The following is a 26184-nucleotide window of genomic DNA, read 5'->3' as shown; positions in this document are numbered from 1 at the left end:
TTTTTTTATTATATACAATTGGTTTTATTACACTTTAAACTGGCTAATAACCTCGCTTAAACGCTGAGTTACTTGCCTTACATCCTCGCTGACGTTATCTATTTCACTAGAGCTTTTCGCCACTGCGAGAGATATCTGTTGAATATCATTAACACTGTTATGAATTAAGTCAGAGGTTTTGGTTTGCTGCTCTGTTGCCGCTGCAATCTGTTCATTAACTGCATGAATTGATTCTACTTTGCCAGTAATATCCATTAACGATTTACCCGCCTGTGCTGATTGCTCAACACTTAAACCGGCTTGCTCAATACCACGGTTCATTGCTTCTACCGCAGAGCCAGAGCCTTTTTGAAGTTCTTCAAGTACTTGCTGAATCTCTTGGGTTGAGTCTTGTGTACGAGACGCTAGGGTGCGAACTTCATCTGCCACAACCGCAAAGCCACGCCCTTGTTCGCCTGCACGCGCCGCTTCAATCGCGGCATTTAGCGCTAGCAAGTTGGTTTGCTCGGCAATGCCACGAATTGCATCAAGAATAACCCCCACGTTACTGGTGTATGCTTCCAGCTGATTAATGGCCTTAGCGGTGCTGTTCACTTCTTCTGCTAAATCATTAATGACCGAAATGGTATTCTCTACAACTTGGTTCCCTTCTTGAGCCGTTCCATTAGCCGACGAGGCTTCTTCCGAGGCTTGCGACGCAAAATCTGCAATATGATGAACACTGCTAGTCATTTCTTGAATTGCAGCACTTACCGCATCTACCGAGTGATTTTGCGACTCAATGCTAGACGCCGTATGTTTACTGGTTTCCATTAAACGGGTAGACACATCTTGTAGGGCTTGAACGGTTTCAGTGGTAGTGGCAATGCTTATCTGCATTTTGCTAATAAACTGGTTAAACCAATGCACTAAAGTAGCAATTTCATCTTTACCGTCGTAATCCACACGCACCGTAAGATCACCCTCTCCCTCTGCAATTTCGCGCAAAGAAGAGGTGACTTGAGCAATCGAGTTAACAATGCTTTTGGTGGTCATAATGCCAACAAAAATCACTATCACTATGGTGACTACACCCAGCATAATACCTGTAGTAACCGCCGACTGAGAGCTAGAGATAGTGCCATCAATGGTTTGATTAAAAGCTTGCTCGGTATTAGCCCTTAAGTTAGCAATACCTGTGGTTAGTTCTTGCAATATGGCTGCTGAGCGCTCTGCTTTAGCTGGCAAAGTGGCGAAATCAGCACTGCCATCGACCAAACTTAATGCAATCGACCTTGCTTGGCCGTAATAGTTATTAAGCAAGCTTTGCAGGTGCGTTACCTCTTTTCGAGCACTAGGCAAGATCTCAAGTAACTCATTCAGCTTACTTCTAAGTAGCTGTTGTTGTGTATCTGCACTTTCAAGAGACTCTTCCTCTCCTGTGGTTACTGCAGTTTGCAATAGCTGATCAATGTTATATAGAGTGTTTTGAGCAACAGTGGCGGTATCTAGAGCAGGGAAGTATTGATCTCTAATTTGTTCAATGCTGAACTGGCTCTGTTGCTGAACCAATATGTTATTTATAAGGTAAGCGGCGAACCCCAGTACAGCGATGGCTGCAAGAATTCCTACCTTATGGCTTATTTTTAGACGTCGAGCCAAATCCATTTATACCACTCCATGTGAATACAAGTATCGATAGCTTATATATCGTCACTTTTGCGTTTTTATTTAGATAACAATCTAGTTACGTAAAAGAAACCTGACACAATTAAAACACACGTTTAACTAATATCAGAAACCTTAATAGATTAAATGATTTGTTTTCTGTTCCGACTAAAAATCTAGCTGCCTATGCAATTATAGGTGTATATGTCGATTCAATAGCGAAAATAGCAAAGAAAGATGAATTAAACACCATAGCAGGGATGCATAGCAAGTTATTTCAGCTATAACTAAATTAATAGTGATTAATATAGATAAAGGGCCTGAGTAGGCCCTTAAAAAGAGGAGGCTATTTGTGCGAGCAGATTTTAGATTCACAAGTTGTGAAGCCTTGTTTGGCTTCAACAAACTTTCCGCGTTCAGCCAAAAATACAATTAGCTCTTGGGCGTTCATCTCTTTCTGGCGACAGGTATGGTATTTACTGTCTGCGCCAAAAGTAGTTTTCATTAATTCTTCAAGAGAAGCTGACGTAAAGCTACCACCTTGTTCCAACATCAACTGCATCACTTGATGCCCATGAATCGACTCACTCATTACAACCTCCATAAAAAAACGGCGCTCACTGTAACAGTGTTGCGCCGTTTAGATGTTGAGTTAGAACAAGCTAGATAAGCTTCTCGACATTCTTAGCAGCTAACTGCTGTTGGTAAGATTGTATAGAGCTTTGTAACAGGGCATCGTTTTGCGCTTGTTGGGAGGTAGACTGTGCATAATTAGTATCGAGAATACGAGAACGAGCGGCACTTTGCGCTTCAATAGCTGCTTGGGTAGAGCGATAAGCCGATTCGGCAGCGTTACTCGAGGCCCCTAATTGTGCTTGGTTAGCATCGGTAGTTTGCTGACCCCCTTGCAAAGCAGCTTGCGCAGTAGCGGGATCGTTCAAATCAATATTGTCTACGCCCAAATCACCAGCGTTAGGAATAGCCGCCGTGTTTGCATCAACTTGCGCCTGTAAAGCGGCAATATCATCAGAGTTGTATATACCGTTGCCGCTTTGCACAACCAAGGCCTGGTTTTGTTGCAGCAGGTCAGTAGTCCCTTGCAACTGAGCAGATTCAATGTTGTTGATACTTACCTGGTTTTGGTAAATATTTGCATAGGCTTCTTGCTCACTAATACCAGTGGTTAAGCGATTAGAGATTTGCAGGCCAGCAGGATCGTCAGCAGCGCTGTTTATCTTTTTGCCAGAAGCGAGCTTTTCATCTTGCTCTTCTTGGCGTTTTTTCGCCTGTTCCATATAAAAATCAGAAGGGGCGACAGAGCTGTTAACTTGACCAATAGCCATTGGATATCCTCACACAAACATGAATTAGAGCAGCCATCCTAGCTGTTTACTTTTTAAGCATAACATTAGTTGACTAAATCTGCATCTTTGAACGCTCATTTTGCGGAGAATTCATGCTGACAAGACCAGCAATATTCAAAGCTACCGGGATTGCCCTCTCCGCAACTAGAGCACGTCCATTCTTGCTTATGATTGACTTCATAGTCTCTTACTGCTTGTTTAGCCTTATCCCAATGAGCAAGATCGACTTTTAACGACACCTCCACCACATCCATGGGTAATTCACCCGCACCAGCCATCGCGTATTCGCCATCTACACGACTATCAATTCCCATTTTTCCTAGCATACCTTGTAACAATTTAGCCTCTACAAAATTGGCTGCTCGATAAAACTCATGCCATTGGCTCATTCATTCTCCTTAATCCGTCGTATTAACACTATTATAGGAAACTTGTTTGTAACTGCGTTACCTTCTAAATGCTTCACTTTGCCCCACTCTTTTTAACAGACCTATAAAGGCTCGATAAACACTCAATTAAACTAACTTTTCATTGTTGGCTTCTATCATCGCCCAACAGCATTCTCTACCAGCGAACAAGCCACTCCAACAGTTCTGAATAGCGCTTACAAAACAGGATGCCTTAATAGCTTACTGGTACTCATTCAAAACCAAGCACCAAAACACAGCGCTAGCGCACCAATATAGATCAAAGCAAATATTGATCACACTAATTCGCGCACCAAACCAGAGCCCAAATATGTAACCCCATTGTTATCATCAAGTTAAAAGCCTTGAAATGCATCAACTTAGTGCTTTAGCTCAATATGAAATTAACAAAAGGCCTGAAAATTGCTTCTTTTTGGCGCAAACCATATTAAAAGAAACAATTAGGGAGATTTTTTAATGGATAATATTAGTGACGCTATCGACGTATTGTCGCAAAGCGCAAACACTTTATTCATTTTGTTGGGCGCTATAATGGTGCTGGCAATGCACGCCGGTTTTGCCTTCTTGGAAGTAGGTACCGTGCGCCACAAAAACCAAGTAAATGCCTTGGTTAAAATTATTACTGACTTCGCTTTTTCCGGCGTCGCGTACTTTGTTATCGGCTACTACCTAGCTTACGGCAATCACTTCTTTAATAGCGCAGAAGTGCTAGCAGAAGGAAATGGCTATGAGCTGGTTAAATTTTTCTTCCTACTGACCTTTGCTGCGGCTATTCCAGCGATTGTTTCGGGTGGTATTGCTGAACGCGGTAAGTTTTATCCTTTCCTGATTGCTTCTTCACTGATTGTTGGTTTTGTTTACCCGTTTTTTGAAGGTGTTATCTGGAACGGTAATTTCGGCTTTCAGGCTTGGTTAGAAGTGCAGTTTGGCGCAGCCTTCCACGATTTCGCGGGTTCGGTAGTTGTACACGCCATGGGTGGCTGGTTAGCCTTAGTTGCCATTAAGATTCTAGGTGCACGTAAGGGCAGAAAACCAGGTGTTGCATTTGCACCGTCAAACATTCCTTTCTTAGCGCTTGGTGCTTGGGTACTCACCGTAGGTTGGTTTGGCTTTAACGTTATGTCGGCTCAAACCATGGACGGCATAAGCGGCTTAGTTGCAGTAAATACCTTAATGGCCATGGTTGGCGGCACAATTGCCGCATTAATTGTAGGCCGTAATGACCCAGGTTTTGTTCACAATGGTCCGCTAGCGGGTTTGGTTGCCGTGTGTGCAGGCTCAGACTTAATGCATCCTATTGGCGCATTAATCACTGGCGGTATAGCTGGCGCATTGTTTGTTTGGGTATTCACTTGGTTACAACAACGTTCAAACCTAGATGACGTATTAGGTGTTTGGCCACTACACGGCTTATGTGGTGTGTGGGGCGGCGTAGCTGCTGGTATCTTTGGTAGTAAAGCCTTAGGCGGTTTAGGTGGCATCTCACTGATGAGTCAAATAGTGGGTAGCTTAGCGGGTGTAGTGGTAGCACTAGTGGGTGGCTTTGTTGTTTACACCTTAGTAGACAAACTCGCTGGATTGCGTTTATCAGAAGAAGATGAATTCCACGGTGCTGACTTAGCAATTCACAAAATCAGCGCAACTAATAAAGACCGTTAATCCATTCTATTTTCGCCCTAGCGTACTAGGGCGAACCTCGCTCTATAACTCGATAAGATCTAATTTGTAATCAATCTGGCTTAGGTACTGCTGCTCGTTTTCTAAATCAGCACGAGTAAGAGGGTTGTTTTGCAGCCATTGTTGATCCAACAATAAGCTCATCTGTTGTCCCGCGGCTCTAAATTGCAGTTCAGGCAAGGTTTGTCGGCGCTTACCACGATTGAAAATAACCGATAAGCGAAGAATCAAACAGGCTTTTAGTAAATCAGTATTTTGTAATGGGAATTGCTTTACCGGAAAACGACGGCGATGAGCCAACACTAATGCAGCTAGCTGCTGTTGCTCTAAACGAGAGAAACCGGCTAAATCAACATGCTCAACTATGTAAGCGCCGTGTTTATGATAGTCACTATGCGCCACATCTAAACCTACAAGGAATAGCTGAGACGCCCATGTTAGTAGTTTGTTGGTTTCAACTTCATCCAACGACCAAGTCTCAGCAACTTGGTTTAGCAGTAACTGACAGGTAGTGTCTACTCGTCCACTAAATTGGCTGTCTACATGGTAACGCTCGGCCAAACGTTGCACACTGGAAGGGCGAATATCGCTATGCTCTAAACGACCTTTCAGTTCGTATAACAAACCTTCGCGCAGAGCCGACTCAGCGGCGTGCATAGACGTAATACCTAAGGCCTGAAACAAAGCTTGAAGCACTAAAACACCGCCTAAGAACACCGGCTGGCGTTCCTCAGACAAACCTTTAAGTGGCAAGTTGCATTCGCCCGCTTCAAGGTAATGCTCAACAATGGCGTCTAGTCCGCTTAGCTGAATCTCATTTTCACAGAAATTGTTGTCTACACATACTTTAGCAACCGCTTTAATCGTGCCCGAGGCACCTAAGCATTCGTTCCAGCCATGTTCAAGGAAATCGTCGGCTACCGGCAATAGTTGCTGAGAGCAGTATACGCTGGCTTTAAGTAAGCGGTTTTTGGTCACTCGGCCACTTTTGAAAAAACGTTTGGTGATTGATACACAGCCCATATCTAAGCTTTCTTTAAGCTTAAGATCCATGCCTTCGCCTAAGGTCACTTCGGTACTGCCGCCGCCAATGTCTATCACCATTCGAGGGCCATTGGTTGGCGCTTTGTAATGCGCAACGCCAAGGTAAATTAGGCGAGCTTCTTCTTCACCAGAGATCACTTCTACGGGGTGCCCAAGCCGCTGTTCAGCGGCTTGTAAGAAAACATCTGCGTCAATAATACTGCGGAGGGTTTTAGTGCCGACAACACGCACGCTGCCGGGCTTAAACTCACGTAAACGTTCGCCAAAACGTTCTAAGCAAGCCTGGGCGCGATTCCAAGCAGCGGCATCTAAACTGCCATCATCTTGTAAGCCCCAACCCAGACGAACCATTTCTTTGACTTTATCGCGAACTTTTAACTCGCCATCTTCCCAATCAGCAATAATTAAGTGAAAACTATTACTGCCTAAATCGAGAGCAGCCAGTTGTTGAGACTTAGGACTCAACAAACGCGATAAATTGAACATAAATTAACCTCAGCGATTTACTCGCAAAAGACCAAGCCAAAAGGCTCTCTAATTTACTTCAATATAAAACGTTTTAACATAGTTTCGATGTCATTTACCTGTTGTTGCAACTCTTCACTTGAATGCGCCACTTTACCAATTTGCTCAAAGTTATCTTCAGCAACTTCGGCAATCACATTCACGTTTCGAGTCACTTCACTGGCAACGTGATGCTGCTCTTGCGCTGCCACACTAATTTGATCGGTCATTTCACGCATCTGAGTCATGTCGGTACGAATGGTCATAATCGCTTCGCGTGATTTCTCAGCGAGGTCTTTGGATTCGCTCATTTGTTCACGGCTAGAGGCCATTGCATTATAAACTTGAGTCGATTCACGTTGCAGGGTTTCAATCATCGCCCTTACTGACTCAGTACTTTTGGTGGTTTGGCTGGCTAAGCTTCGTACTTCATCTGCTACCACAGCAAAGCCTCGGCCTTGCTCACCTGCTCGCGCAGCTTCAATCGCCGCATTTAAAGCAAGTAGGTTGGTTTTTTCAGCGATACCGTCAATCACTTCAATAATAGAACCAATTTGCTTGCTTGCATCAGCCAGTTTATCCACTTGGCCAGAAGTACTTTGCAAAGCACTATCCAAACTTTCGATAGTTTCAATATTTTGATTCATCACCTGCTGGCCTTGATCAATATTGCTCTCTACCGACATCGACAACTCGCGGCTACTTTCAGTATTAGACGCCACTTCTTTAATCGCCGATTCCATTTCAGTCACAGCCGTAGCAACACTGCTAAGCTCTGCCGTTTGTTTATCTAACTTAGTTTTAACTACGCTTGCAGCTTCGTTATTTCGAACCGATACGTCACTTAATTGATGAGCGGCAAGTTGAATTTGGCTAAATACCTCTCGCGCTTGTTCAATCATTCTATTAATCGCCGCCACCAAAATCGCAAATTCACCAGAGTATTTGCCTTGCATAACTTGGCTATAGTCACCTTCTGCTAAACGCAGAATATGTGATTGAGTGTGCTCTAGAGGCTTACGAATTAAGCTGGCCAGCCAATACGCAACAGCAATAGCAAACAGTATTACGATAGGCACCACCACCGCGGTAGTCGCCCGCGAATTTTTAATAAGGCTTTGACCTTGAGCGCTAGCGGCATCACTTTGCTGGTTCGCTAAGTCAACAATCTTAATAATAATGCCATCTAAGGCTGACAACTGACGGTTAATTTCCGTCGTTTGTTTGCTAATGTTGGCAATGGTTTGTTGGCTTCCTATGTAACGCTCAACAATGCCCGAAGAGTCATTTACTTCGCGGTTAAACCAAGTTACTAAGTCTGTCACTTTAGGGTCAGCTAAGCCTTCCACCTCAAATGTCAGTGACTCAAAATCATCATTAAATACCTTGCTGTTATATTGAATCTTTTTAACTAGGTCAGCGACTTTTTCCGGGTCGCGAGTGTTTACCATGTTTGAAAGCAAAAATTCGATTAAACCAAAGCGATCCATTACCATCGTTAAAACGTCTTGAATATAACTATCTTCTGCGGCGCTAGGGCTGGAGACTTGGTTAACCATGCGCTTTAAATCAGAGAGCTGAAACAAGAAGCTACTAACATCATCACGAACTTTTTGGTCTTGTTGTAAAAAGATCCCTTGTTGCACAGCTAAGCCTTGTCCTTCTGTAGACAAGATCTTTTCAACTTGCTCTACGTTTTTTAGGTGCTGATTCAAACTAGTGATGTTAAATGCAGCAGCGTGCTCAGAAAGTGCCTTAACCTGATCTTCTAAAGATTGAATAGCAAGTTCTGCTTGGCTATTTATCTGTTGTAGCTCTTCAAGGTTAGTTGAATTGGGGATGCTGAGTAATTGGATTCCGGATCGAAGCGCTTGGCTACCGACACCGTTGGCCAACAGCTGCGTTTTGGCGCTGTTTTCCGTCAACATATTAAAGCTTGAGTTTATTTTTTGACCGAGTAACAACGCGCCGCCGCCGCCAAGTGCAATCACTATAGTGAGAACGGCAAATCCAATGTATAGCCGATGAACAACCGAGATCTGACTGATATTTTTTCCAAACATGCCTTGTTACCTTTCCCAAAGTTCGACATTACACCCACTAGTAATCCTAGTAAGGTTTTCGTTGATTAGCTTTTTTAGTAATTATTGTGAGATGTCCTGCACAATTAATAGGCTAAGCCATTATTAGATTTGGCTTTTTGGCTCACTACTTGTGCAAATTCATACGTAATAAAAGAATAATCTAATGGTTATATTATGTTTTTATAAAACATTATAGCAAGGAAGAAAACATGACCATAAGATTGATTTTGCCGATAACTGTGCTGGCTCTCACAAGCCTGCAAACACTCGCTAACGAGGTTAATACTTCGGCGACATTGCCTTATCAAGTATTAACCACATTAACCAACGGTACCGAGATCCGTAACGGCGGTTATGGCTCCGCAATGACCGCTCACCCAAGCTTCGGTGATCACTTTTATGCGCTTACCGACCGTGGACCCAATGCAAAATATCAAGGCCCAGAAGGTAAAGGGAAAATATTCCCTACCCCCGAATACACGCCACGAATAGGCTTATTTCGCTATTCAAATGGTCAAATCACTAAAGTAAAAGAAATTTTGCTAAAAGATCCACAGGGTAACGCCGTTTCTGGACTGCCTAACCCTAAAGGTATGGGTGATACTGGCGAAGTAGCTTATGCCAATGACAAATCAGTACTCGATACAGACCCTTACGGTATCGACAGTGAAGGTTTAGTGGCCTTAAAAGACGGTGGTTTTTGGGTGAGTGACGAATATGGCCCACATATTGTGCATTACAATCAAGAAGGCCTAGAGCTAGAGCGCATCAACCCATTTGGCACAGGAACCGGCGGCCGCAAGCTGCCCGCAGTATTTGCTAATCGCCGAGCAAACCGTGGCATGGAAGGCTTAGCCATTACTCCAGACGAGAAAGTGCTATTTGGAATCATGCAATCTACCTTGTACAACCCCAGTAAAAAAACCATTACCAATAAAAACCTTACTCGCATCGTAAGCTTTAATATTGAGACTGGTAAAACCCAGCAGTTTATTTATCAGCAAGAAGCCAACAACTTGTCTAACTCAGAAATTGTTGCTCTCAACCAACAACAATTTTTGGTGATTGAGCGTGATGGTGGTTTTGCCGGCGGAAAAGGAAAAAAACAAGCTAAATACAAACGCATCTACAAAATAGACTTACACCAAGCCACAGATGTGAGCGGCGATGTTACTTCACCGAACGGTTTACGCGTTAACGGTAAAACGCTAGAACAAATGAGCTGGCAAGAGTTGGCTAATCAAGGCATTAAACCGGTAACCAAAATCCTGGTCAGCGACTTATTGGTCGATATGCCTACACCTTACCCTCACGACAAACTAGAAGGGCTGTGGATACGCAATAATAATCAACTAGCGGTACTTAATGATGACGATTTTTCGGTTGCAGCCAAAGGCGAACATGTGATTCAAAAAGTACTTCCAGCCAACCAAAGTATTGACCAAAACACCTTGTACATCCTAGAACCCAAATAGGCCTATTTAAGCCATTCCGCGAAGCATCTTGGTGTTTCGCTGCTTCGCAATTTAATCACCATCTACATAATTCAATTTGTATAAATAAAACAGGCATCTACACTATTGTTGTAGCAATAAGGAAATCGCTCGTTAATGGTTGTTGATGGACTCACCTATTTTATTCTCACCACTTTAGTGACGGTGGTATCCGCTGTGGTACTCACTCTCATTCGACTTTTTCATGGGCAGAAAAAAGAGCTAGATTGCTGGATCATCGCTTCATACGCTCAGGTATGCGGTTTAGCATTAGTAGTACTGGCAGATATGCCATCGGCCACCGAGTTGATCTTACAAAACGGCCTGTTTGTAGGGTCTTTCTTATTAATTTTAGCTGGTCACCATCACTACCTTAAACAACGTTTCAACCGAACATTACTGGGTTTAGTGCTCGCAGTGTATTGCGCCTTTACCTTGTATTACATCATGTTTGAACCCTCTAGCAAACACCGTATTATTTTATTTTCTAGTACTTTAGCGCTGTGTTGTTACTACTGTGCTTATCTATACTTTCGCTATTGGCGGCAACAAGACAACAACGCTTTGTGGTTGGTTATTAGCCTCTACCTGTTCTTTGGCAGTTGTCTCATGTTACGCATGTATATTACCTTGCAAGGCACTCCAGAGAATCGGGGCTTACTGCTAGGCGTGCCTACCCTATTGTCTTTGGCCATTTTTGCCGGTAATGCCCTGCAAACCTACGTATTTTATTTTTTGCTGCATTGGCGACAAATTATCCAGCTGGAACAACTCGCCAACTACGACATAACAGGGGCTATGCGGCGCAGTTACTTTCTTAAGCAGCTAGATAAAATGACCCAACGTGCGCAGTTTTCTGGAGGAGTGGTAACGGTAATCTTTATCGACTTAGATCGCTTTAAAAGCATCAACGATGTGTATGGGCACGACATTGGCGACAAAGCTTTAATGCATTTTTCCCAGATCGCCTCAGACAATCTGCGAGTGGGCGATTTATTCGGCCGCTTTGGCGGCGAAGAATTTGTGATTGCGCTAAACAACGCCAATGCCGAACAAGCTAATACCCTCGCCAATCGCATTCGTATTCAACTCAACCAACAAGAGTTAGCCACCAGCAAAGGCAAGCTATTTATGAGCGCCAGCTTTGGTGTGGCCAGTAATATTGATACTCCAGATTTGTCAGAGCTAATTAAGCAAGCCGACGAAGCCATGTACCAAGCCAAACATCAGGGGGGAAACAAGGTCAGTATGCATACCATGTTAGAGGCTACTAATTAACAAGCCATTCATTCTTCTAGTTATTAGTTAATATTCCACTTTACCTACTGCCCTTTTGTTCTTAATCTCTAGCAAACGCTGAGTAAGCTCATTATCTCAGCTAATCATGCAATCAAGGATTATCCATGACCATAGGTGTAGGTGGCAGTAACGCCAGTGAACAATTAGCCCTGCTAAGCAACATGTGTAGCGATGTTGAAAAAATAGGCCTTGCAGAGTATCAACAGCGCCAAGCCAAGGCCTGCCAACTAATGCAGCAACAGGGTATTAGTGCAATTTACCTTAACGCAGGTACCAACCTCTATTACTTTACCGGATTGAAATGGAACGCCAGCGAGCGCATGGTAGGCGCAATACTCAGCGCCAACGGCCAACTGCATTACATTGCGCCTTATTTTGAGCAGGATTCAATTAACGATTTTATGTTAATTGACGCGCCCTTTCATGGCTGGCACGAACATCAAAGCCCCTACCTATTGTTTCAGCAAGTTTGCCAGCAACATAAACTAGAGGGGAAAGTCGCCATTGACCCTAGCGCGTCATACTTCTTGGTAGACGGCCTAGTTAAAGCTAACCCTAAGTTACAGTTTGTAAATGGTGATTCAATAAGCCAAGCCTGTCGTATGCAAAAATCGGCTAACGAAATAGCCTTGATGCAAAAAGCAAAAGACATGACCATGGAAGTGCAAAAAGCGGCAGCAAAAATATTGCGCCCTGGCATTAGCACTAGCGAAGTAACTGAGTTTATTCATCAAGCACACCAAAAAGTAGGCGCTAGCGGTTCCTCGTTTTGCATTGTGTTATTTGGTTTAGCCAGCTCTTTTCCGCATGGAGTAAAAGAGCCGCAAATACTGCAAGAAAATGATTGGGTACTTATCGACACCGGGTGCTTAGTAGAAGGTTATAACTCAGACATCACCCGCACCTATGCCTTTGGCGAAGCCACCGAGCACCAACGTAGCGCTTGGTTAAGCGAACAAAAAGCCCAACTAGCCGCCTTTGAAGCGGCTCAACTTGGCCAAGCTTGCGCCAATGTAGATGCCGCCGCTCGCCAAGCATTAGCCAATGATGGCTATGGCCCAGATTACGACTTGCCAGGTTTACCACATCGCACTGGCCATGGCTGCGGGCTCGATATTCATGAAGGGCCGTATTTAGTGGCTGGCGACAATACTCCATTGGCCGAGGGCATGGTATTTAGTAACGAACCGATGTTAGTGATTCCCGATCATTTTGGGGTACGTTTAGAAGATCATTTCTATATGAGTGCTAACGGCCCAGTGTGGTTTACTCAACCCAGCCCAAGTGTAGATGACCCTTTTGGCTATCATCTTAGTTAAGGCTATTTGTGCTACGAAAAACTAACCCAAGCCACGCGCCAATAAACGCGTGGCTTTCTAGTCACTCACGCTTAGGTTTTGCTGAGCTTAGAGCGGCTTTTTCGAAAATCATTTTCAAGAAAGTTAAATACCTGCACCAAGTAAGGGTCAAAGGCCTTGCCGCTAAGCTCATTAATAATGTCTTTAGACTTCTCAAAGGAAAAAGCCGGCTTGTAAGGGCGCACCGACATTAACGCATCAAAGCAATCCACTAAACTCACAATGCGGGCTTCAATTGGAATGTCTTCGCCAGCAATTTTTTGCGGATACCCTTCACCATCCCAACGCTCGTGGTGGCCACGCACAATATTCTCAGCTACTGGGCTCAACTCAAAGTCTCGCAATAACTGATAACCATTGTCTACGTGTTGCTTCATCACCTCCCATTCCTGAGGATCAAGCTTGCCCGGTTTGCCCAATATCGCATCAGGCGTAGAAATCTTGCCAATATCATGCAGCGATGCAAACTGATGAATATCATCCACCAGCTGTTTATCTAAACCCAAGTGCTCAGCCATTAAGCGCGAATAGTAAGATACCCGTTGCACATGGCTGCCGGTTATTGGGTCGTCATTCTCATGCAAGCGCTCCAACATTTCGGTAACACTTTCCAATACCTTTTGCATCTTGGCTTTTTGTAAGCGTGCGTCTAATTGCTTTTGTAAATGCTCGTAGCTATAACAAACCCCCGCACTTAATAGCAGGCTCACCAACAATACCGCCCACCACAACATACTGCGACTAAGCACCGCAATGGTCGATAAAGGCTGAGTCAGAGCTGGCAAGTAACTCGGCTTATAAGCCACCACCAGCTTGGAGCCACTCACCACAGGCCGAGCGGCACTGTCTAAATTCACCTCTGCCGCTAAAGATTGATCAAAATACACCCGTTGATGGGCTAAATGACTTAACTGAGTTGCGCTAAAAAAAAGCTCACACTCTAATTCAGCGCAATAACGTAGCTCTGGTTGTGGGTGGGCTAAAAACTGGTTTTTATAGTCTACGATGTACAACTGCATATGATCAGGGATCAAGCTGCTCAGCTGGCTAAACACTACATTTACGTCATAGTTAAACATTAGCGAACCCATCACCTGCCCAGTATTTGGGTTAGTAATTTTTTGGGCAATGCGTAACACTGGGCGATAAGGCACTTCCACCACCCCATAATCCATATTTAAATCTACAGCAGACATATATGAGCGGGTGCTGGGTACGTCTAATAGTTGTTTAACGTAATAACGTTCTGATTTATCTTGTAGCTCTATATCGGCTAAACGCATTGGCACTCCGCCCCGAGTCACTAACTTAAATACTTCTCGGCCTTGCGGATCTAATAAACGACTTTGCACAATGCTGGATTTACGTTTCATCAGCTTGCGTAGCAATTCTTCTAACTGAGAATATTGGCCGCTTAACAGCGCTTGCTGAACTAGGCTTAAGTCTGCAAAATATTCCAGCTCTTGGCGATTTTGAGTTTCGGTATGTTTTAATAAAACTGACACCGCTGCGGCTTGTTTAGCAATATCACTGGATAGCGCATTCACCGATACATTTCGTTGATTAAGCAAAGTAATGCTAGTTATTGTCATCACTACCGCCAAAAACACCGCAGTAACAGCAAGGTAGAGCGTCATACGTGACATAACAAATCCTCCTAAGAACTCCTAAAACTATGTGCTAATTTGTCGGTTCTTGCGAGTAATTGACAAAATTATATATAAATTTGTCATTAATTTTAGAGCACTCCCTTCATTTAAGTGCAGTAAGCTAAAAGAAATAAGCCTGAGGAGCCCTAAAATGGAAAAACAAACACTGTGTAAATGGCACTGCTTTGAAGTCGTAGAAGAACCACACCAACTGCCTGATCAACGCCAAGTTCAAGTCACTACCTTACAACACCCAGGCGCAGTGGTTATTTTGGCAATAAACTCGCGAGGTAAAATAATAATGGAACGCCAATACCGAACCGCGATTAAAGATTGGCTAGTTGAATTACCCGCCGGCACCATTGAAGCCAATGAACAATCACCTCAAGGCATATTAGAATGCGCCAAACGCGAGCTTCAAGAAGAGGTAAACTTGGTGGCGGAAGAATGGCACAACTTAGGCAAGCTATACCCCGCTCCCGGTTTTTGCGACGAGATACAGTATCTGTTTGTAGCCAAAGGTTTAAGCGCTAAGGCTGGCCAATGTGACGAAGACGAATTTATTGAAGTATTTGAAATGGGCATAGAAGAGTTTGAACAAGGCATCGTTAACGGAACCATTAACGATGCCAAAACCATAGCTTGTTATAGCCGCGCCAAACTTAGTGGTTTACTAAGCTGAGCATGATTGAGTCTTTGCTTGGTCAAGCACAGGAAACAACTTGTCGTAAGCTAAGTTATAGCCGTAAGCAAAGAATAAGTAATATACAATCATCGCTGCATCCATAATCAATGCTTGCAGCAAGCTCACCTCAAACCACCACGCCATCACAGGAATAGTAATCACCAACAAACCTGCTTCAAACCCCAAAGCATGTATTATTCGTTGCTTCTGGCTCTTTTCGCTATTGCCTTGGCGGCGCTGCAAATATCCATCAAACCATGCGTTGTATTTATAGTTCCACAGCGTAGCCACCACAGAGAAAAACAAGCCCATAGCACCAGAATGCATTGGGTCTACCCCAAACAAAATGCTCATTAATGGCATTGCGCCTAACAAACCCACTAGTTCAAAACCAATAGCATGACGAATTCTGTCGGATGTTTGTCTCATGTTTATCTCCAGCTCAAATCAATAAGGCTATTTTATCGGCTTAATAGTCCTTATACTGGAACGAAACAACAGCATTTTTCCTCAATACGGGAATAGTTATGAGCACCTCTGAATGGGACAACATTGCCACTGGCAGTTTTGAATTTACCGACTGTAACGAACGAGAATACCGAGCAATGCAAATCGAGCGGGTTGAGTCACTAATGGCATATTACTCGTTAAATCGTAACCAGCTGGCAAAGCTAAGCGGCATTTCTAAAACCGCGCTCTACAACAAGTTAGACAAAGACGGTTCAGCCAACTTTAGCCAGATCGACATTTACAAATTAGCCAAAGCCATGGATTTGAGCATGGTGTACTTGCTTCCGCTAAGTCAGCAAGAGCGTGACCTAGTTAAAGGCTCCCCCATTCCTGCCAGTAGCCTTAGATTTGTCGATGATATGTTAGGTGCGCGCCGCGACGACATCGAGTTTTTACATGGGGTACACAAGCTGTTTAAGGAATATATACAGCAAAGAGAGAGCTGATAAGCGTATTTATAATGTATGTACTAAACTACTTTGACTAGCTCACAGCTAATAAGGGAAGTCATATGCCAGTTTTAAACAAAATCAGTTTAACTAACTTCGGTGTAATGGCGGGAAAACTAACAGGAGTATTGGTGGTGACCTCTTCATTGATCAATAGCTCGGTTGATATATATAGAGCGATAAATAATATACCCACCTCTCAAGCTGAGCGAGACAATAAGAATTACTACCAAAGATACTTTGGTGAGAAACCAATATTTCAGGGAGAAGTTCCTTTAGCTACCGACAATGGGAGGGTTACAATTGGCTTAGAAGTTCACAGTAAAGGAGATATATTGGTTAAATATGGTACACGCAGCCAATGGTTTCCATTCCCTACCCCTGATACCGCGAATACGTCTTTGGGTTTTATTTCTTCTGCATACGCTCAGAGTTCATCTGATGATACACCTGAATACCCAACTGCGACTCGAGAAAAGTATATGCAATATGAGTATCAAAAAGATGGAAAAATTATCCGAAGTAAGTTTTACCCTGATGGACAATCACAAACCATCACAATCGACCCCACAACTGGCAATGTCTCGAAATCTAAACTAGCACCCTATATTGAAACTCCACAATACCCGACCTCTCCCGAGAATATTGATGTATATAGGTTTCCTGAAATTGATGTTAGTACAAAATAGAATCAACTAATGACCTACCTGTTAAAAGCTAGTTATGAGATTTAATTGCTATATCTAAACGATTTAGGCCTCAGTAAAAATCAAAGGATGGCGAACAAAAATGCTAACTTTCTTGTGAATTCAACAATCTTTCTTCTATTCTGCAAGACGCTCCACCAAACCCGAACGCCGCTGAGTCTTATTCCTGCACGCAGCACTAATACTTTCAGCATCGGCATACAAGCTAAACTGACTTTTCGCTCGAGTAATCGCAGTGTATAACAACTCTCGATTCACCAAACCTTGTTTAGCCGGCGGCAGTAACATGGTGACATGTTTAAACTCACTGCCTTGGCTTTTGTGCACCGTCATCGCATAAACGCTTTGGTGAGCAGGTAGGCGGCTTGGCAGCAGCCAACGCAAACCATTGGCCGATTCAAACGCTACCATTAGCTGGCCGTTTTCATCACTGGCACAAATACCAATGTCCCCGTTATATAGCTGCTGTTCGTGGTCGTTTTGATCAATCATTACTGGCCTACCGGCATACCACAGGCTCTCGGTATTAGTAGAGCGCTCAATCAGGCCGTGTTTTTTAAGCAAACTCTCTATGCGCTGGTTTAAGCCACTGACCCCTAGCTCGCCATTTCGCAAAGCCACCAAAAGCTGGAATTCGTGAAATAATTCAAACACCTGCTGCATGTTTTGCCCTTGTTGCAGCGCGGTTAAATAAGGTTGATAACCTTGCACTACAGTATCAAGCAAGTCTTGATACGCCTCTTGGCTGAGGCTTTGATAAGGCAAATCTGAGCGTTGTGAGTTAAGTAGCTCTAAAGCGTGATCAGCGCGCCCTTGGTTTACCGCCTTAGCTAACAAACCAATACCAGAGCGCGCATCAAAGCGGTAGCTTTTGCGCAATAAACACAGCTTATCGGCAATCGCCAAAGGTGCTTGGGTTTGTTGCTGAGATAAATCAAAGCCACTACAGGCTTGTAAAAATTGGCTTAGCTCAGCGCTATAGCCGTGGTCGATAAAGGCACATAAATCTCCTAATACTGCACCCGCTTCTACCGAGGCCAGCTGATCTTTATCACCCAACAATATGATCCTCGCCTTGGCGGGCATCGCGGCCAACAGCTTAACCATTAAGGGCATATCAATCATCGAGGCTTCATCAACCACTAACATATCTAAGGTGAGGGGGTTGTCTGCATGATGACGAAACTCCGCTCGACCTGGAATAACGCCTAGCAAACGGTGAATGGTAGACGCTTGCTCAGGAATGGTAGCAATGGTTCGCTCACTGGCATTGAGCTGGTGTTTGGCACCAATAATCGATTCACTTAAACGTGCTGCCGCTTTACCTGTTGGCGCAACTAGCTGAATATTAAGCGCGGGTTTGCCAGCACTTAATTGTAAATCTTGTAATAACGCTAACAAGCGAGTCACAGTGGTGGTTTTGCCAGTACCTGGCCCACCGCTTATCACCAAGCGAGCTTGATAACAGGCCTGCAAGGCTGCCAATTGCTGCCAATTTATTTTGCTAGCGTTTGCAATACTATTTACAAAGTCCGCCAATGCTTGAGCATCGGTAATAGCCGCTAACGCTTGTAACCGCATTGTATTGTTCAGCAGGGCTACATCGTTTACATCGAGAAATTGCTCGGCATACAGAGCCATTTGCTGAGATGAATAGTTAGCTTTTGCCTTCAATAACATCTGCCAATTTGGGCTAAATAATTGCTGCACTCGCTGGGCAATCTCACTGGCCGAGAAATCACTCGGTGCTTGAGCTTGCGAAAAGTAATGGGCAATTTGCTGCTCATAACGCCAATAGCGGTATAAATATACCCGCTGATATTGCAACACTAAGGGTTTAGCACTTTGCTCAGCGTTATCGGCTTGCTGAACAGCCTCGGATTCACTGAGCACCTTCAACCAAAAATCACTATTTTGATATTGCTCGAGTGGGCAATGGCCTAACATTTCACAGCGCTTGGCGATGCCTGCGAGATCAATGCACACGTGCCCAGCATTTAACTCGTTACTCACCATGGCGGCGGCAATCATTAAAGCCTCAGCATTGTTATTGCTGGCGAGGGTCTTGGCAAAATGAAAATCTAAAGCACTAATGGCACCATCTCGCTTAAGGTTCTGTAACCAAGTTAGGGCTGGCGAAGTGGCCAAGCTGGCTAAATTACTCATCGGCTAGTTCCTCGCAGCTTGGCAATATTGGCAACTCGGCAGGCAAGCACTCACCGGCAAATAGTTGGTCGAGGTGTTCAATAAACTCTGGCTCTGGGCGACTAAAATACACCCCTTGGCGATCTGCGATTAGTGAGGCTTCAGCGCCACTCATGCCACGTAAAAACAAGTAATACACGCCACCAAAATGCTGCTGGTAATCATAATTCGGCAGGCGTTGGCCTAACCAACGGTGTAAAGCCAAGCTATAAAGCTGATACTGAAAGTCGTAGCGATGCTCAATCATGGTATTCTTCATTGCTTGCTGTTGATATTCGGCGACATCATCACCCAAGTAGTTAGACTTATAATCCAGCATGTAATAGCGGCCATTGTGTTGGTACACTAAATCAATAAAGCCTTTAAGCATGCCTTGCACGCTAGCAAAATCGAGTAAGTTAGCTCGGCGACTTAAAGGGTCAAAATGACGAATAAGTCGATTTACTTGGTTAGCTTGCAGATCGGCAATTGGTAAGAAAAACTCCATCTCAACCAAACATTGTGGCTCGGGCAAGTGGCTTAAACTATAGGCCTCAATACTGCCTGCATCATCGAGTGGTGTTGCACACACTTGCAGAAACATTTGTGCCAAAGGCTCTAACCACAATAACTCGCCTTGTTCATTTAATTGGTTATAGCTTGACGCTTGTAACAAGCTGGGTAGCTGTTGGCGGACTTCATCAATCTCCGCTTGAAAATCCAGCTCTTCAAACAACAAATGTAAAAAGGTACCCGCCTCTGCACCACGCGGAAAATCAAAAATAGTGAGTGTTTGCTCTGCCTGTGGCTGGCTGTTTTCCACGCTTAGCCCTTCTGCTTGGTCTAGCCAAGCCATGTCGCTGCTGGCGTCAAAGCCGGAATGGTGACCTTGATGACGACTCAGCGCTGAATAGCTAGTTAACCACCAGTTTCGATTGATTTGGCTAGTAAACTGCCTCGCGGCATAGCTCTGTTCACCCTCATCAATCGCTTGATAAGGTGTGAGTGTTTGCTCACTCACGGTTTGCCAGGCAATGTCTTTGTGCAGGGCAAGATTATCTAATATCGCTGCTAACGCTCCCGCAGGCTGCGGCTGATTTTGTTGTAGTAAGTAACCCAACGCACTTTGGTGTACGTCGGTATCGCCTTTTTTGGCATTGCCTTTTTTAAGATCTGCCACGCCTAAATAACAACAATACACTGCCCGCGTAACCGCCACATACAACAAGCGTAAATCTTCGGCTAAACGTTCTTGGCAAGCCGCTTCCATGGCTTTTTCGCCAGCGTCCAAATCATAAATAAAGCGCTCGCCTTCATGATACAACGCTTCGCTGGCTTCGCGAAAACCAAGAATAAATGGCAACATCACTATTGGATATTCCAAACCCTTACTTTTATGAATAGTGACAATTCGCACTAAGTTCGCGTCACTTTCTAAACGCAATTGTTGGTCGTCGGCATTGCCGTCTGGCTCTAATAGTTGCTCGGCAAACCAACGCATTAAGGCGGCTTCACCATCTAGCTCGGCACTTTGGTTTTGTAGCAGCTCAGCTAAATGCATTAAGTTGGTGAGTAAGCGCTCACCGTAGTTATCACTTTGGTTTATCCAGCGCTCGCTAATACCACGTTGGCTCATCCAGCGATAAAACATCGCCAGTACGCCTTGGCTTAGCCACAGTTGTTGGTACTCGGAAAATTCTTGCGAATAACGTTGCCAACAAGCTTCGTCGGTGTTCAGTGCATCCAACTCTTGCAAGCTTAGGCCAAGCATTTTACTGGCGAGGGCGGCACGTAATTTACGATCGTTATGCGGTTCTTGGCAGGCTAATAATTGCAGGTAAAATTGATAAGCCTCTGGGCTTTCAAACACGCTATCGCGGTTAGACAAACTCACGCTGGCAATATTTTGTTTGGCCAATGCCGCAGCAACTTTGTCGCCTTCGCGGCGGGTTCTTACCAATACCGCAATGTCTCCCGCTTCAACGGTTTTACCCTTGTCGCCCAAGGTGGCTGCGCCGCTTTGTCCGGCTTCTAATAATTGTTGAATTTGCTGAGCACACTGCAAAGCTTGGCCATTGATATAGTCTTCGCCACGCACAAACTCACTATTTTGCTGATACAAAAACTGCATCGCAGCTTGTTCTTGGCCGTTGATTTTTAAACCGCTAAGCTGGTCTTTAGCCGCGTTAACCGGAATAAACTGAATCGCATCGTCAAAAATAAATGGCCGCGCATGGGCTTCAAACAATAGGTTACAGGCATTCACCATCGCCCCGGTCGAGCGCCAATTGGTGGGCAAGTTATAACGTGCAGCAACATTGTTACGTGCTTGCATGTAGGTGAAAATATCGGCACCACGAAAGCCGTAAATGGCTTGTTTAGGGTCACCAATCAGCATTAATGCGCTATCGGCTCTGCCCATATAAAGCTGCGAAAATATTTGATACTGCTGCGGGTCGGTATCTTGAAATTCGTCAATCATTGCCACTGGATACAACTGGGCAATTTGCTCGGCGAGAACACCACCTTGAGGGGCATTTAGCGCCTTGGCTAAACCCGCCAGCAAATCATCAAAACTCAATAATTGTTGCTGCTGTTTTAGCTCAGCGAAGCGCTGGCGAATTTGCGGTAATAACTGCGCTAACAGCAGGTTTTTAATGTTCTGTTCGTCATCAAACAAGGCTTCAATAGCATTGAACGCCTTATGCTCTGGCGGCGCACCTTTGGCTTTGACACCATTGGCTAAATTCTCTGGGGTAAACTTGCCTAAGGCTTCACGCAAAGGCTTGCTTAAAAAATCGCTCTCGGTAGGAGCGTCGGCAAACTGATTAATCAGCCCTAGCCATTTCTCTACCGAGGCTTTGCGAAACTTGTTGCCGTTCAAAGGCGCAGTGGCAATTAGCTCGGCAATGTCGGCTGCTGCGGGTTTCCACAGCTGTTTAAAGGTATCTATACGTGCAATTTGCTGGGCAAAAAAGGCTTCTAGATTTTGCTCATTTGGCACACCTTGCAGCTCAAAATGGCTTTGATTAAGCAAGCTGCCAATTTCTTGATGCAGCTGATAAGGCCCCGGCCAACATTGCACAATGCGCGAGATAAGTGGCACAGGCAGGGGATAAAAACGCTGTCGCCAGCAGTCTTGCACCGCTTGCAAACGTAAATGGATTTCGTTAGTGAGAAACTCCATCTCAAAGGGTAAGCCAGATTCAAAAGCATGTTGCTTTAACATGCGCTGACAAAAACCATGAATGGTGAATACTGCGGCCTGATCCATGTTTTGCTCAGCCAGCAGTAAACGCTGAGCCGCTTGTGGGTGATCGCCTACTTCATCTAGTAGCCTTTTCAAAGCCTCATTTTCATTCTCAACTTTGTCTTCATTTTCACTACGTAAAAAAGCAATGCGTGCTTCATGAATTTTTTCTCGAATACTGCCTCGGAGTTCTTGGGTGGCCGCTTCGGTAAAAGTCACCACCAATATCTGGTCGATAGTCAGTGGCTTAAGCTCACCTTGCTGAGAAAAGCCTTGCCCTTCTACTCGCTGATGCCCCAGTAGTAAACGCAGAACCAAAGTTCCAATAGTAAAGCTTTTCCCCGTTCCCGCACTGGCTTCAATTAGGCGCGCTCCGTTCAGCGGAAGGGTAAATGCATCGAGATTATTAGTTCTTACTGCCTGCTTAGGCTGAGCTTGCGCGTTTATATCAGACACTGGCAAACTCCTCTATATGTTGTAACAAGGGCTCGAATAAACGCTGAGTATTGGCTTCGAATTCCGGCCATATTGCTTCTAAATCAGCTAGTTGGGCTTGAATATACGGGTCATCACCTTCGGCTTGTGCAAAGGGCCCACCCGCAAACTGGATGCGTGCAGCGCGGCGTGCCTTGTCGATATTGGCTTCGCTAAACTCGATTGCACCAGTCTTTTTATCTTTGCACTGGCTTATCCATTGCCAAGCGCTTTCGATAGGTAATAGCAAAGGTTGCTGTAAACCTGCGTGCAAGCAAGTTAGCCAGTCACTCAAACACTGAGTGGCAAATTCACTATCAATAGGCGCGAACTGCCAAGCATTTTTGCGGCCAACAATATAACTAGCTGACGCTTGAGCTGGCTGCACCGCATGAAAAACCAAATGCCATAACCAGGCAGCCACTAAGTCTTTACCACGAATGCTGCCAGGGCGATAAGACACCAACCCTTGTGCATACTGATGCTTTAGCCAAGCCGATAAACGGGTTTGCAATACGCTAACTTCCGAATGGTAGCCCACCTGCAGCATTAATTGTTGGCGCTCTAACAAACCACCCGCTAGCAAAGGAAATAGCATATCTGCCAATGGTTGTGTGTCTTGCCATTGCTGCTCAAACGATACTTCACCAAACCCACCATGGGGCAAAGCGCCAGCGGCATGTAAGTGTTCAAACTGCTGGCGTTTATCGGCATTATCTAATTGCTGTTCCAGCAAGTGTTGCTTCATGGTGTAACCCGATAGGCCTTCAACTAAGAAAGGTTCGGTTTCTTCTAGTTGGTCACTTAAGCGAGGAAAGCTCACTTTTAAGCGTCGCTGATAAAAATAAGCAATTGGCGAGCGGCTAAACGCTAGCAGTTCGTCCATTTCAATATCTGCCAAACCACCCTCGTTGATTAACGGTTCTGCCAATGTGTGCTCAGATTTATTCTGCTGCTGAGCCGCCACTGCGGGCAACCAGCGCTGCGCATAGCTAAAGATCCGTGAGGAATGCTGATAATACTCGGGCGAGAATGGTTGCAAGGGATGCTGATGAGTGAGCTGAGCAAGCAACTGCTTGCCGGAGTCATCCACATTGAGCTGTTCATCACCGTCCAAAACGCAGCTTTGCGCTAAATAATCAGCCAGCTCGGCCACTAATACCGAGGGAGTTTGCTCACTATTATCTTTAGCGCTATGCGCAATATACGAAATGTATAATCGCTGTTGAGCAGCCAGCAGCGCTTCTAAAAACAAATAACGGTCGTCATCTCGGCGGCTACGATCGCCGCGTTTTGGCGGATTAGCCGCCATAAGATCAAAACCTAAACTGGGCACACTGCGTGGGTATTCACTGTCATTCATTCCCAATAAACACACGACTTTAAAAGGTATGGCGCGCATTGGTAGCAAGGTACAAAAGTTGATTTGTCCGGCTAAAAATCGCTGACTGCCGCGTTGGGCATTCAGCTGGTTTCGGCAATAATCCAAAATTAGTTCTGGGCTTATTGGCTCGTGATATTCGGTTGCGGTGCACTGCTCCACCAAGGTTTCAAACAACTTTAACAAACGTAATTGCTCGGCTTCGTCGTCACTATCAAAGTGATAAATATCGTTTAGCAAAGCTTGCAGGCGCTCTCGCCACTGTGCTGCAGGAACTGCTTCTAAGAGCTGTTGCTCTAGCTGCATTAACACATCAATAAAGTCGGCCAACTTACCCACTGCAAGAGCGCGTTTACCTTGCACTTCATCATAGCCCAGCACACCTTGGTAAAGACCAGCTTCGCCAGGCATGGCATAACCCAACAACATACGTTTAATGCCAAATAACCAAGAATGGGTTTCATCGTCTGGCGCTTGCCAGCGGCTACGATCAGCACCATCTAAGCCCCAACGAACTCCCGCCTCTTTCACCCATTGACGTAGCGGTTTTAGCTCATCTTCACTTAAGTCGAAACAGCGCATAATGGCTGGCACTTCCAATAGAGCGAGCAACTCGGCGGCTGACTTTCGTTTTTGTGGTAAGGCCAGCAGCTCTAAAAAGCTGAGCAATACCGGGTTCTCTTGAGTTGCACTGCGATCAGAAATAGCAAACGGCAAACGAGTCTCACGACTCGCGCTGCCAAATACGGCTTGAATCATTGGCCCGTAACGGTTTACGTCGGGCACCATCACTATTACGTCACGCGGGCTTAAGTCTGGATCTTGTTCAAACATTGCCAATAACTGGTCGTGCAGTACTTCTAATTCTCGACGAGGGCTATGGCACAAATGTAATTGAATACTACTGTCATTAACGGCAATAGAACGTTTATGTTCGCTGCTATCAAAGCGCTGATAATCAATAGGGTCTTGCAGCTGCAAAATATCATCTTGCACTAAGGACAATAAACTTGCGGCGCTGTGTTCATTGAGGTTGCTAGCAAAAATGTCGGTTTCTTGTTTGTTAAGCGGGTGCAGCATTTCAATGTAGTCACGCCCTAATTTACCCATTGAGGCTAATAGCGGGTTACCGACTACTTCAATGTCGGCTTGCTGCTTAAGCACAGTGCTAACGTCGCGTACATCGCCCCAATACTTCTCTGATGGATTGGTGAGAAACAGATGAATATCAGTATGTAAGGCCAGTGCATCTAAGGCCTCAACATAGGCTGGTGGCAAAGCCGATATACCAAAAATAAACACTTGTTCTGGCAGGCCTTGCGGCGCCGTTTTTGCTAGCCGCAGTTGCTCAACAAAATCGATATACAAATTGCCGCGGTGGTAAGGCGAGTCCATAGAGCCAACGGTATCATCAACCAAATCTCGCCAAAGGATCGGCTGCCAAGGTTGGCTTTCACTGACTTCAATCAGGTCTTCGCCATCTTCCCAAGCACTGGTCCACTGGCTACGATACACCAAATATTGGTCGTAAATGTCAGCAATTTTCTGAGCCAGTTGCCATAACTTACGGCTCTCTATCTCAGTCGTATCATCATCACCTAGCAAGTAGTGTTTTAGCGCACTAAATTCTTCTTCGGCCAACCGTTTAGGTAGCAAACGCATTAAGCGCCAACTCATGGCTTCTTTATTGAAGGGACTTTGTTCGGGGACGTCTTGCAAGACCAAATGAAACATTTGCCAAATAAAACTAGCAGGGAGCGGGAAGGCCACATTCGCCACAATGCCCTGTTGTTCGGCCAGTTGTAGCTTTAGCCACTGCGCCATGCCGGGACTTTGCACCAACACTTGTTGCTGAACAAAAGGATTAGCAGGTGCCTGTAAGGACATTACCTTACTTAGCAGTATTTGCAGGGTATCTAAGTGGTTGCTTTGATAAAGATATAACAAGAAGGCTGTTCCCTTGAACTAGGCAGCCTTTATTGTGCCAGAAAAAACCT

General features: G+C 44.8%; 18 protein-coding genes. 7 read left to right on the top strand and 11 right to left on the bottom strand.

The window, feature by feature from the left end; translation table 11 throughout:
- Positions 1-27 precede the first annotated feature (27 nt).
- From FFR00_RS10830 to FFR00_RS10815, 4 genes are all read right to left on the bottom strand, one after another.
- Positions 28-1647, bottom strand: coding sequence for a methyl-accepting chemotaxis protein (locus FFR00_RS10830; protein WP_137673415.1), 1620 nt, complete (start codon positions 1645-1647; stop codon positions 28-30).
- Positions 1648-1993: 346 nt separating this feature from the next.
- Entirely contained in the window at positions 1994-2239 is a 246-nt protein-coding gene (locus FFR00_RS10825; RefSeq protein WP_137673414.1) for a YecH family metal-binding protein, read from the bottom strand.
- A 70-nt stretch (positions 2240-2309) separates the two neighbouring features.
- Entirely contained in the window at positions 2310-2990 is a 681-nt protein-coding gene (locus tag FFR00_RS10820; RefSeq protein ID WP_137673413.1) for a flagellin, read from the bottom strand.
- 95 nt (positions 2991-3085) lie between these two features.
- On the bottom strand, positions 3086-3400 hold the full coding sequence (locus tag FFR00_RS10815) for a DUF2007 domain-containing protein (RefSeq protein WP_137673412.1): 315 nt from the start codon (positions 3398-3400) through the stop codon (positions 3086-3088).
- Between the two features lie 495 nt (positions 3401-3895).
- On the opposite strand from FFR00_RS10815, the gene FFR00_RS10810 reads away from it, so the two are divergent.
- The gene (locus FFR00_RS10810) at positions 3896-5098 is read left to right on the top strand and encodes an ammonium transporter (RefSeq protein ID WP_137673411.1); all 1203 of its coding nucleotides are present in this window, start codon (positions 3896-3898) and stop codon (positions 5096-5098) included.
- Between the two features lie 42 nt (positions 5099-5140).
- On the opposite strand, the gene FFR00_RS10805 is transcribed toward FFR00_RS10810, so the two are convergent.
- Together FFR00_RS10805 and FFR00_RS10800 are read right to left on the bottom strand one after the other, a co-directional pair.
- Entirely contained in the window at positions 5141-6646 is a 1506-nt protein-coding gene (locus FFR00_RS10805) for a Ppx/GppA phosphatase family protein (protein ID WP_137673410.1), read from the bottom strand.
- A gap of 53 nt (positions 6647-6699) precedes the next feature.
- On the bottom strand, positions 6700-8727 hold the full coding sequence (locus FFR00_RS10800; protein ID WP_137673409.1) for a methyl-accepting chemotaxis protein: 2028 nt from the start codon (positions 8725-8727) through the stop codon (positions 6700-6702).
- Positions 8728-8957: 230 nt separating this feature from the next.
- Between FFR00_RS10800 and FFR00_RS10795 the strand changes: the two genes are divergently transcribed.
- The 3 genes from FFR00_RS10795 to FFR00_RS10785 all read left to right on the top strand — a co-directional run bounded on the left by FFR00_RS10795 (position 8958) and on the right by FFR00_RS10785 (position 12859).
- Entirely contained in the window at positions 8958-10223 is a 1266-nt protein-coding gene (locus FFR00_RS10795) for an esterase-like activity of phytase family protein (protein WP_137673408.1), read from the top strand.
- A 135-nt stretch (positions 10224-10358) separates the two neighbouring features.
- On the top strand, positions 10359-11519 hold the full coding sequence (locus FFR00_RS10790; protein ID WP_137673407.1) for a GGDEF domain-containing protein: 1161 nt from the start codon (positions 10359-10361) through the stop codon (positions 11517-11519).
- Positions 11520-11644: 125 nt separating this feature from the next.
- Positions 11645-12859 carry a Xaa-Pro peptidase family protein gene (locus FFR00_RS10785; RefSeq protein WP_137673406.1) on the top strand — a complete coding sequence of 405 codons (1215 nt, stop codon included), beginning with the start codon at positions 11645-11647 and terminating at the stop codon, positions 12857-12859.
- Positions 12860-12930: 71 nt separating this feature from the next.
- Here the strand turns inward: FFR00_RS10785 and FFR00_RS10780 are convergent, their stop codons facing one another.
- A complete protein-coding gene (locus tag FFR00_RS10780) occupies positions 12931-14544 on the bottom strand; it encodes an HD domain-containing phosphohydrolase (protein WP_137673405.1) in 1614 nt (537 codons plus the stop codon).
- 154 nt (positions 14545-14698) lie between these two features.
- Here FFR00_RS10780 and FFR00_RS10775 point away from each other — a divergent pair, with 154 nt between their 5' ends.
- The gene (locus tag FFR00_RS10775) at positions 14699-15229 is read left to right on the top strand and encodes an NUDIX hydrolase (RefSeq protein ID WP_137673404.1); all 531 of its coding nucleotides are present in this window, start codon (positions 14699-14701) and stop codon (positions 15227-15229) included.
- Here the strand turns inward: FFR00_RS10775 and FFR00_RS10770 are convergent.
- The gene (locus FFR00_RS10770; protein ID WP_137673403.1) at positions 15221-15661 is read right to left on the bottom strand and encodes a PACE efflux transporter; all 441 of its coding nucleotides are present in this window, start codon (positions 15659-15661) and stop codon (positions 15221-15223) included. The two genes, FFR00_RS10775 and FFR00_RS10770, sit on opposite strands and share 9 nt — an antisense overlap.
- A gap of 98 nt (positions 15662-15759) precedes the next feature.
- Between FFR00_RS10770 and FFR00_RS10765 the strand changes: the two genes are divergently transcribed.
- Complete coding sequence (locus tag FFR00_RS10765) at positions 15760-16188, top strand: XRE family transcriptional regulator (protein ID WP_137673402.1); 429 nt, start codon at positions 15760-15762, stop codon at positions 16186-16188.
- A gap of 65 nt (positions 16189-16253) precedes the next feature.
- Entirely contained in the window at positions 16254-16880 is a 627-nt protein-coding gene (locus FFR00_RS10760; RefSeq protein WP_137673401.1) for a hypothetical protein, read from the top strand.
- 135 nt (positions 16881-17015) lie between these two features.
- On the opposite strand, the gene recD is transcribed toward FFR00_RS10760, so the two are convergent.
- The 3 genes from recD to recC are packed head-to-tail and all read right to left on the bottom strand — an operon-like array spanning position 17016 to position 26134.
- Positions 17016-19064, bottom strand: a complete 2049-nt coding sequence (gene recD, locus FFR00_RS10755) for an exodeoxyribonuclease V subunit alpha (protein ID WP_137673400.1) — start codon at positions 19062-19064, stop codon at positions 17016-17018.
- Positions 19057-22788: an exodeoxyribonuclease V subunit beta gene (gene recB, locus FFR00_RS10750; RefSeq protein WP_201798732.1), complete on the bottom strand. Its 3732-nt coding sequence runs from the start codon at positions 22786-22788 to the stop codon at positions 19057-19059. The genes recD and recB overlap by 8 nt, the downstream gene beginning before the upstream one ends.
- Positions 22781-26134, bottom strand: a complete 3354-nt coding sequence (gene recC, locus FFR00_RS10745) for an exodeoxyribonuclease V subunit gamma (RefSeq protein ID WP_137673399.1) — start codon at positions 26132-26134, stop codon at positions 22781-22783. Before recC ends, recB begins: the two co-directional genes overlap by 8 nt.
- Positions 26135-26184: the final 50 nt, after the last annotated feature.

Source organism: Agarivorans sp. Toyoura001, assembly GCF_005405585.1.
Classification (GTDB): domain Bacteria; phylum Pseudomonadota; class Gammaproteobacteria; order Enterobacterales; family Celerinatantimonadaceae; genus Agarivorans.
This window is presented reverse-complemented; position numbering and strand designations above follow the sequence as displayed.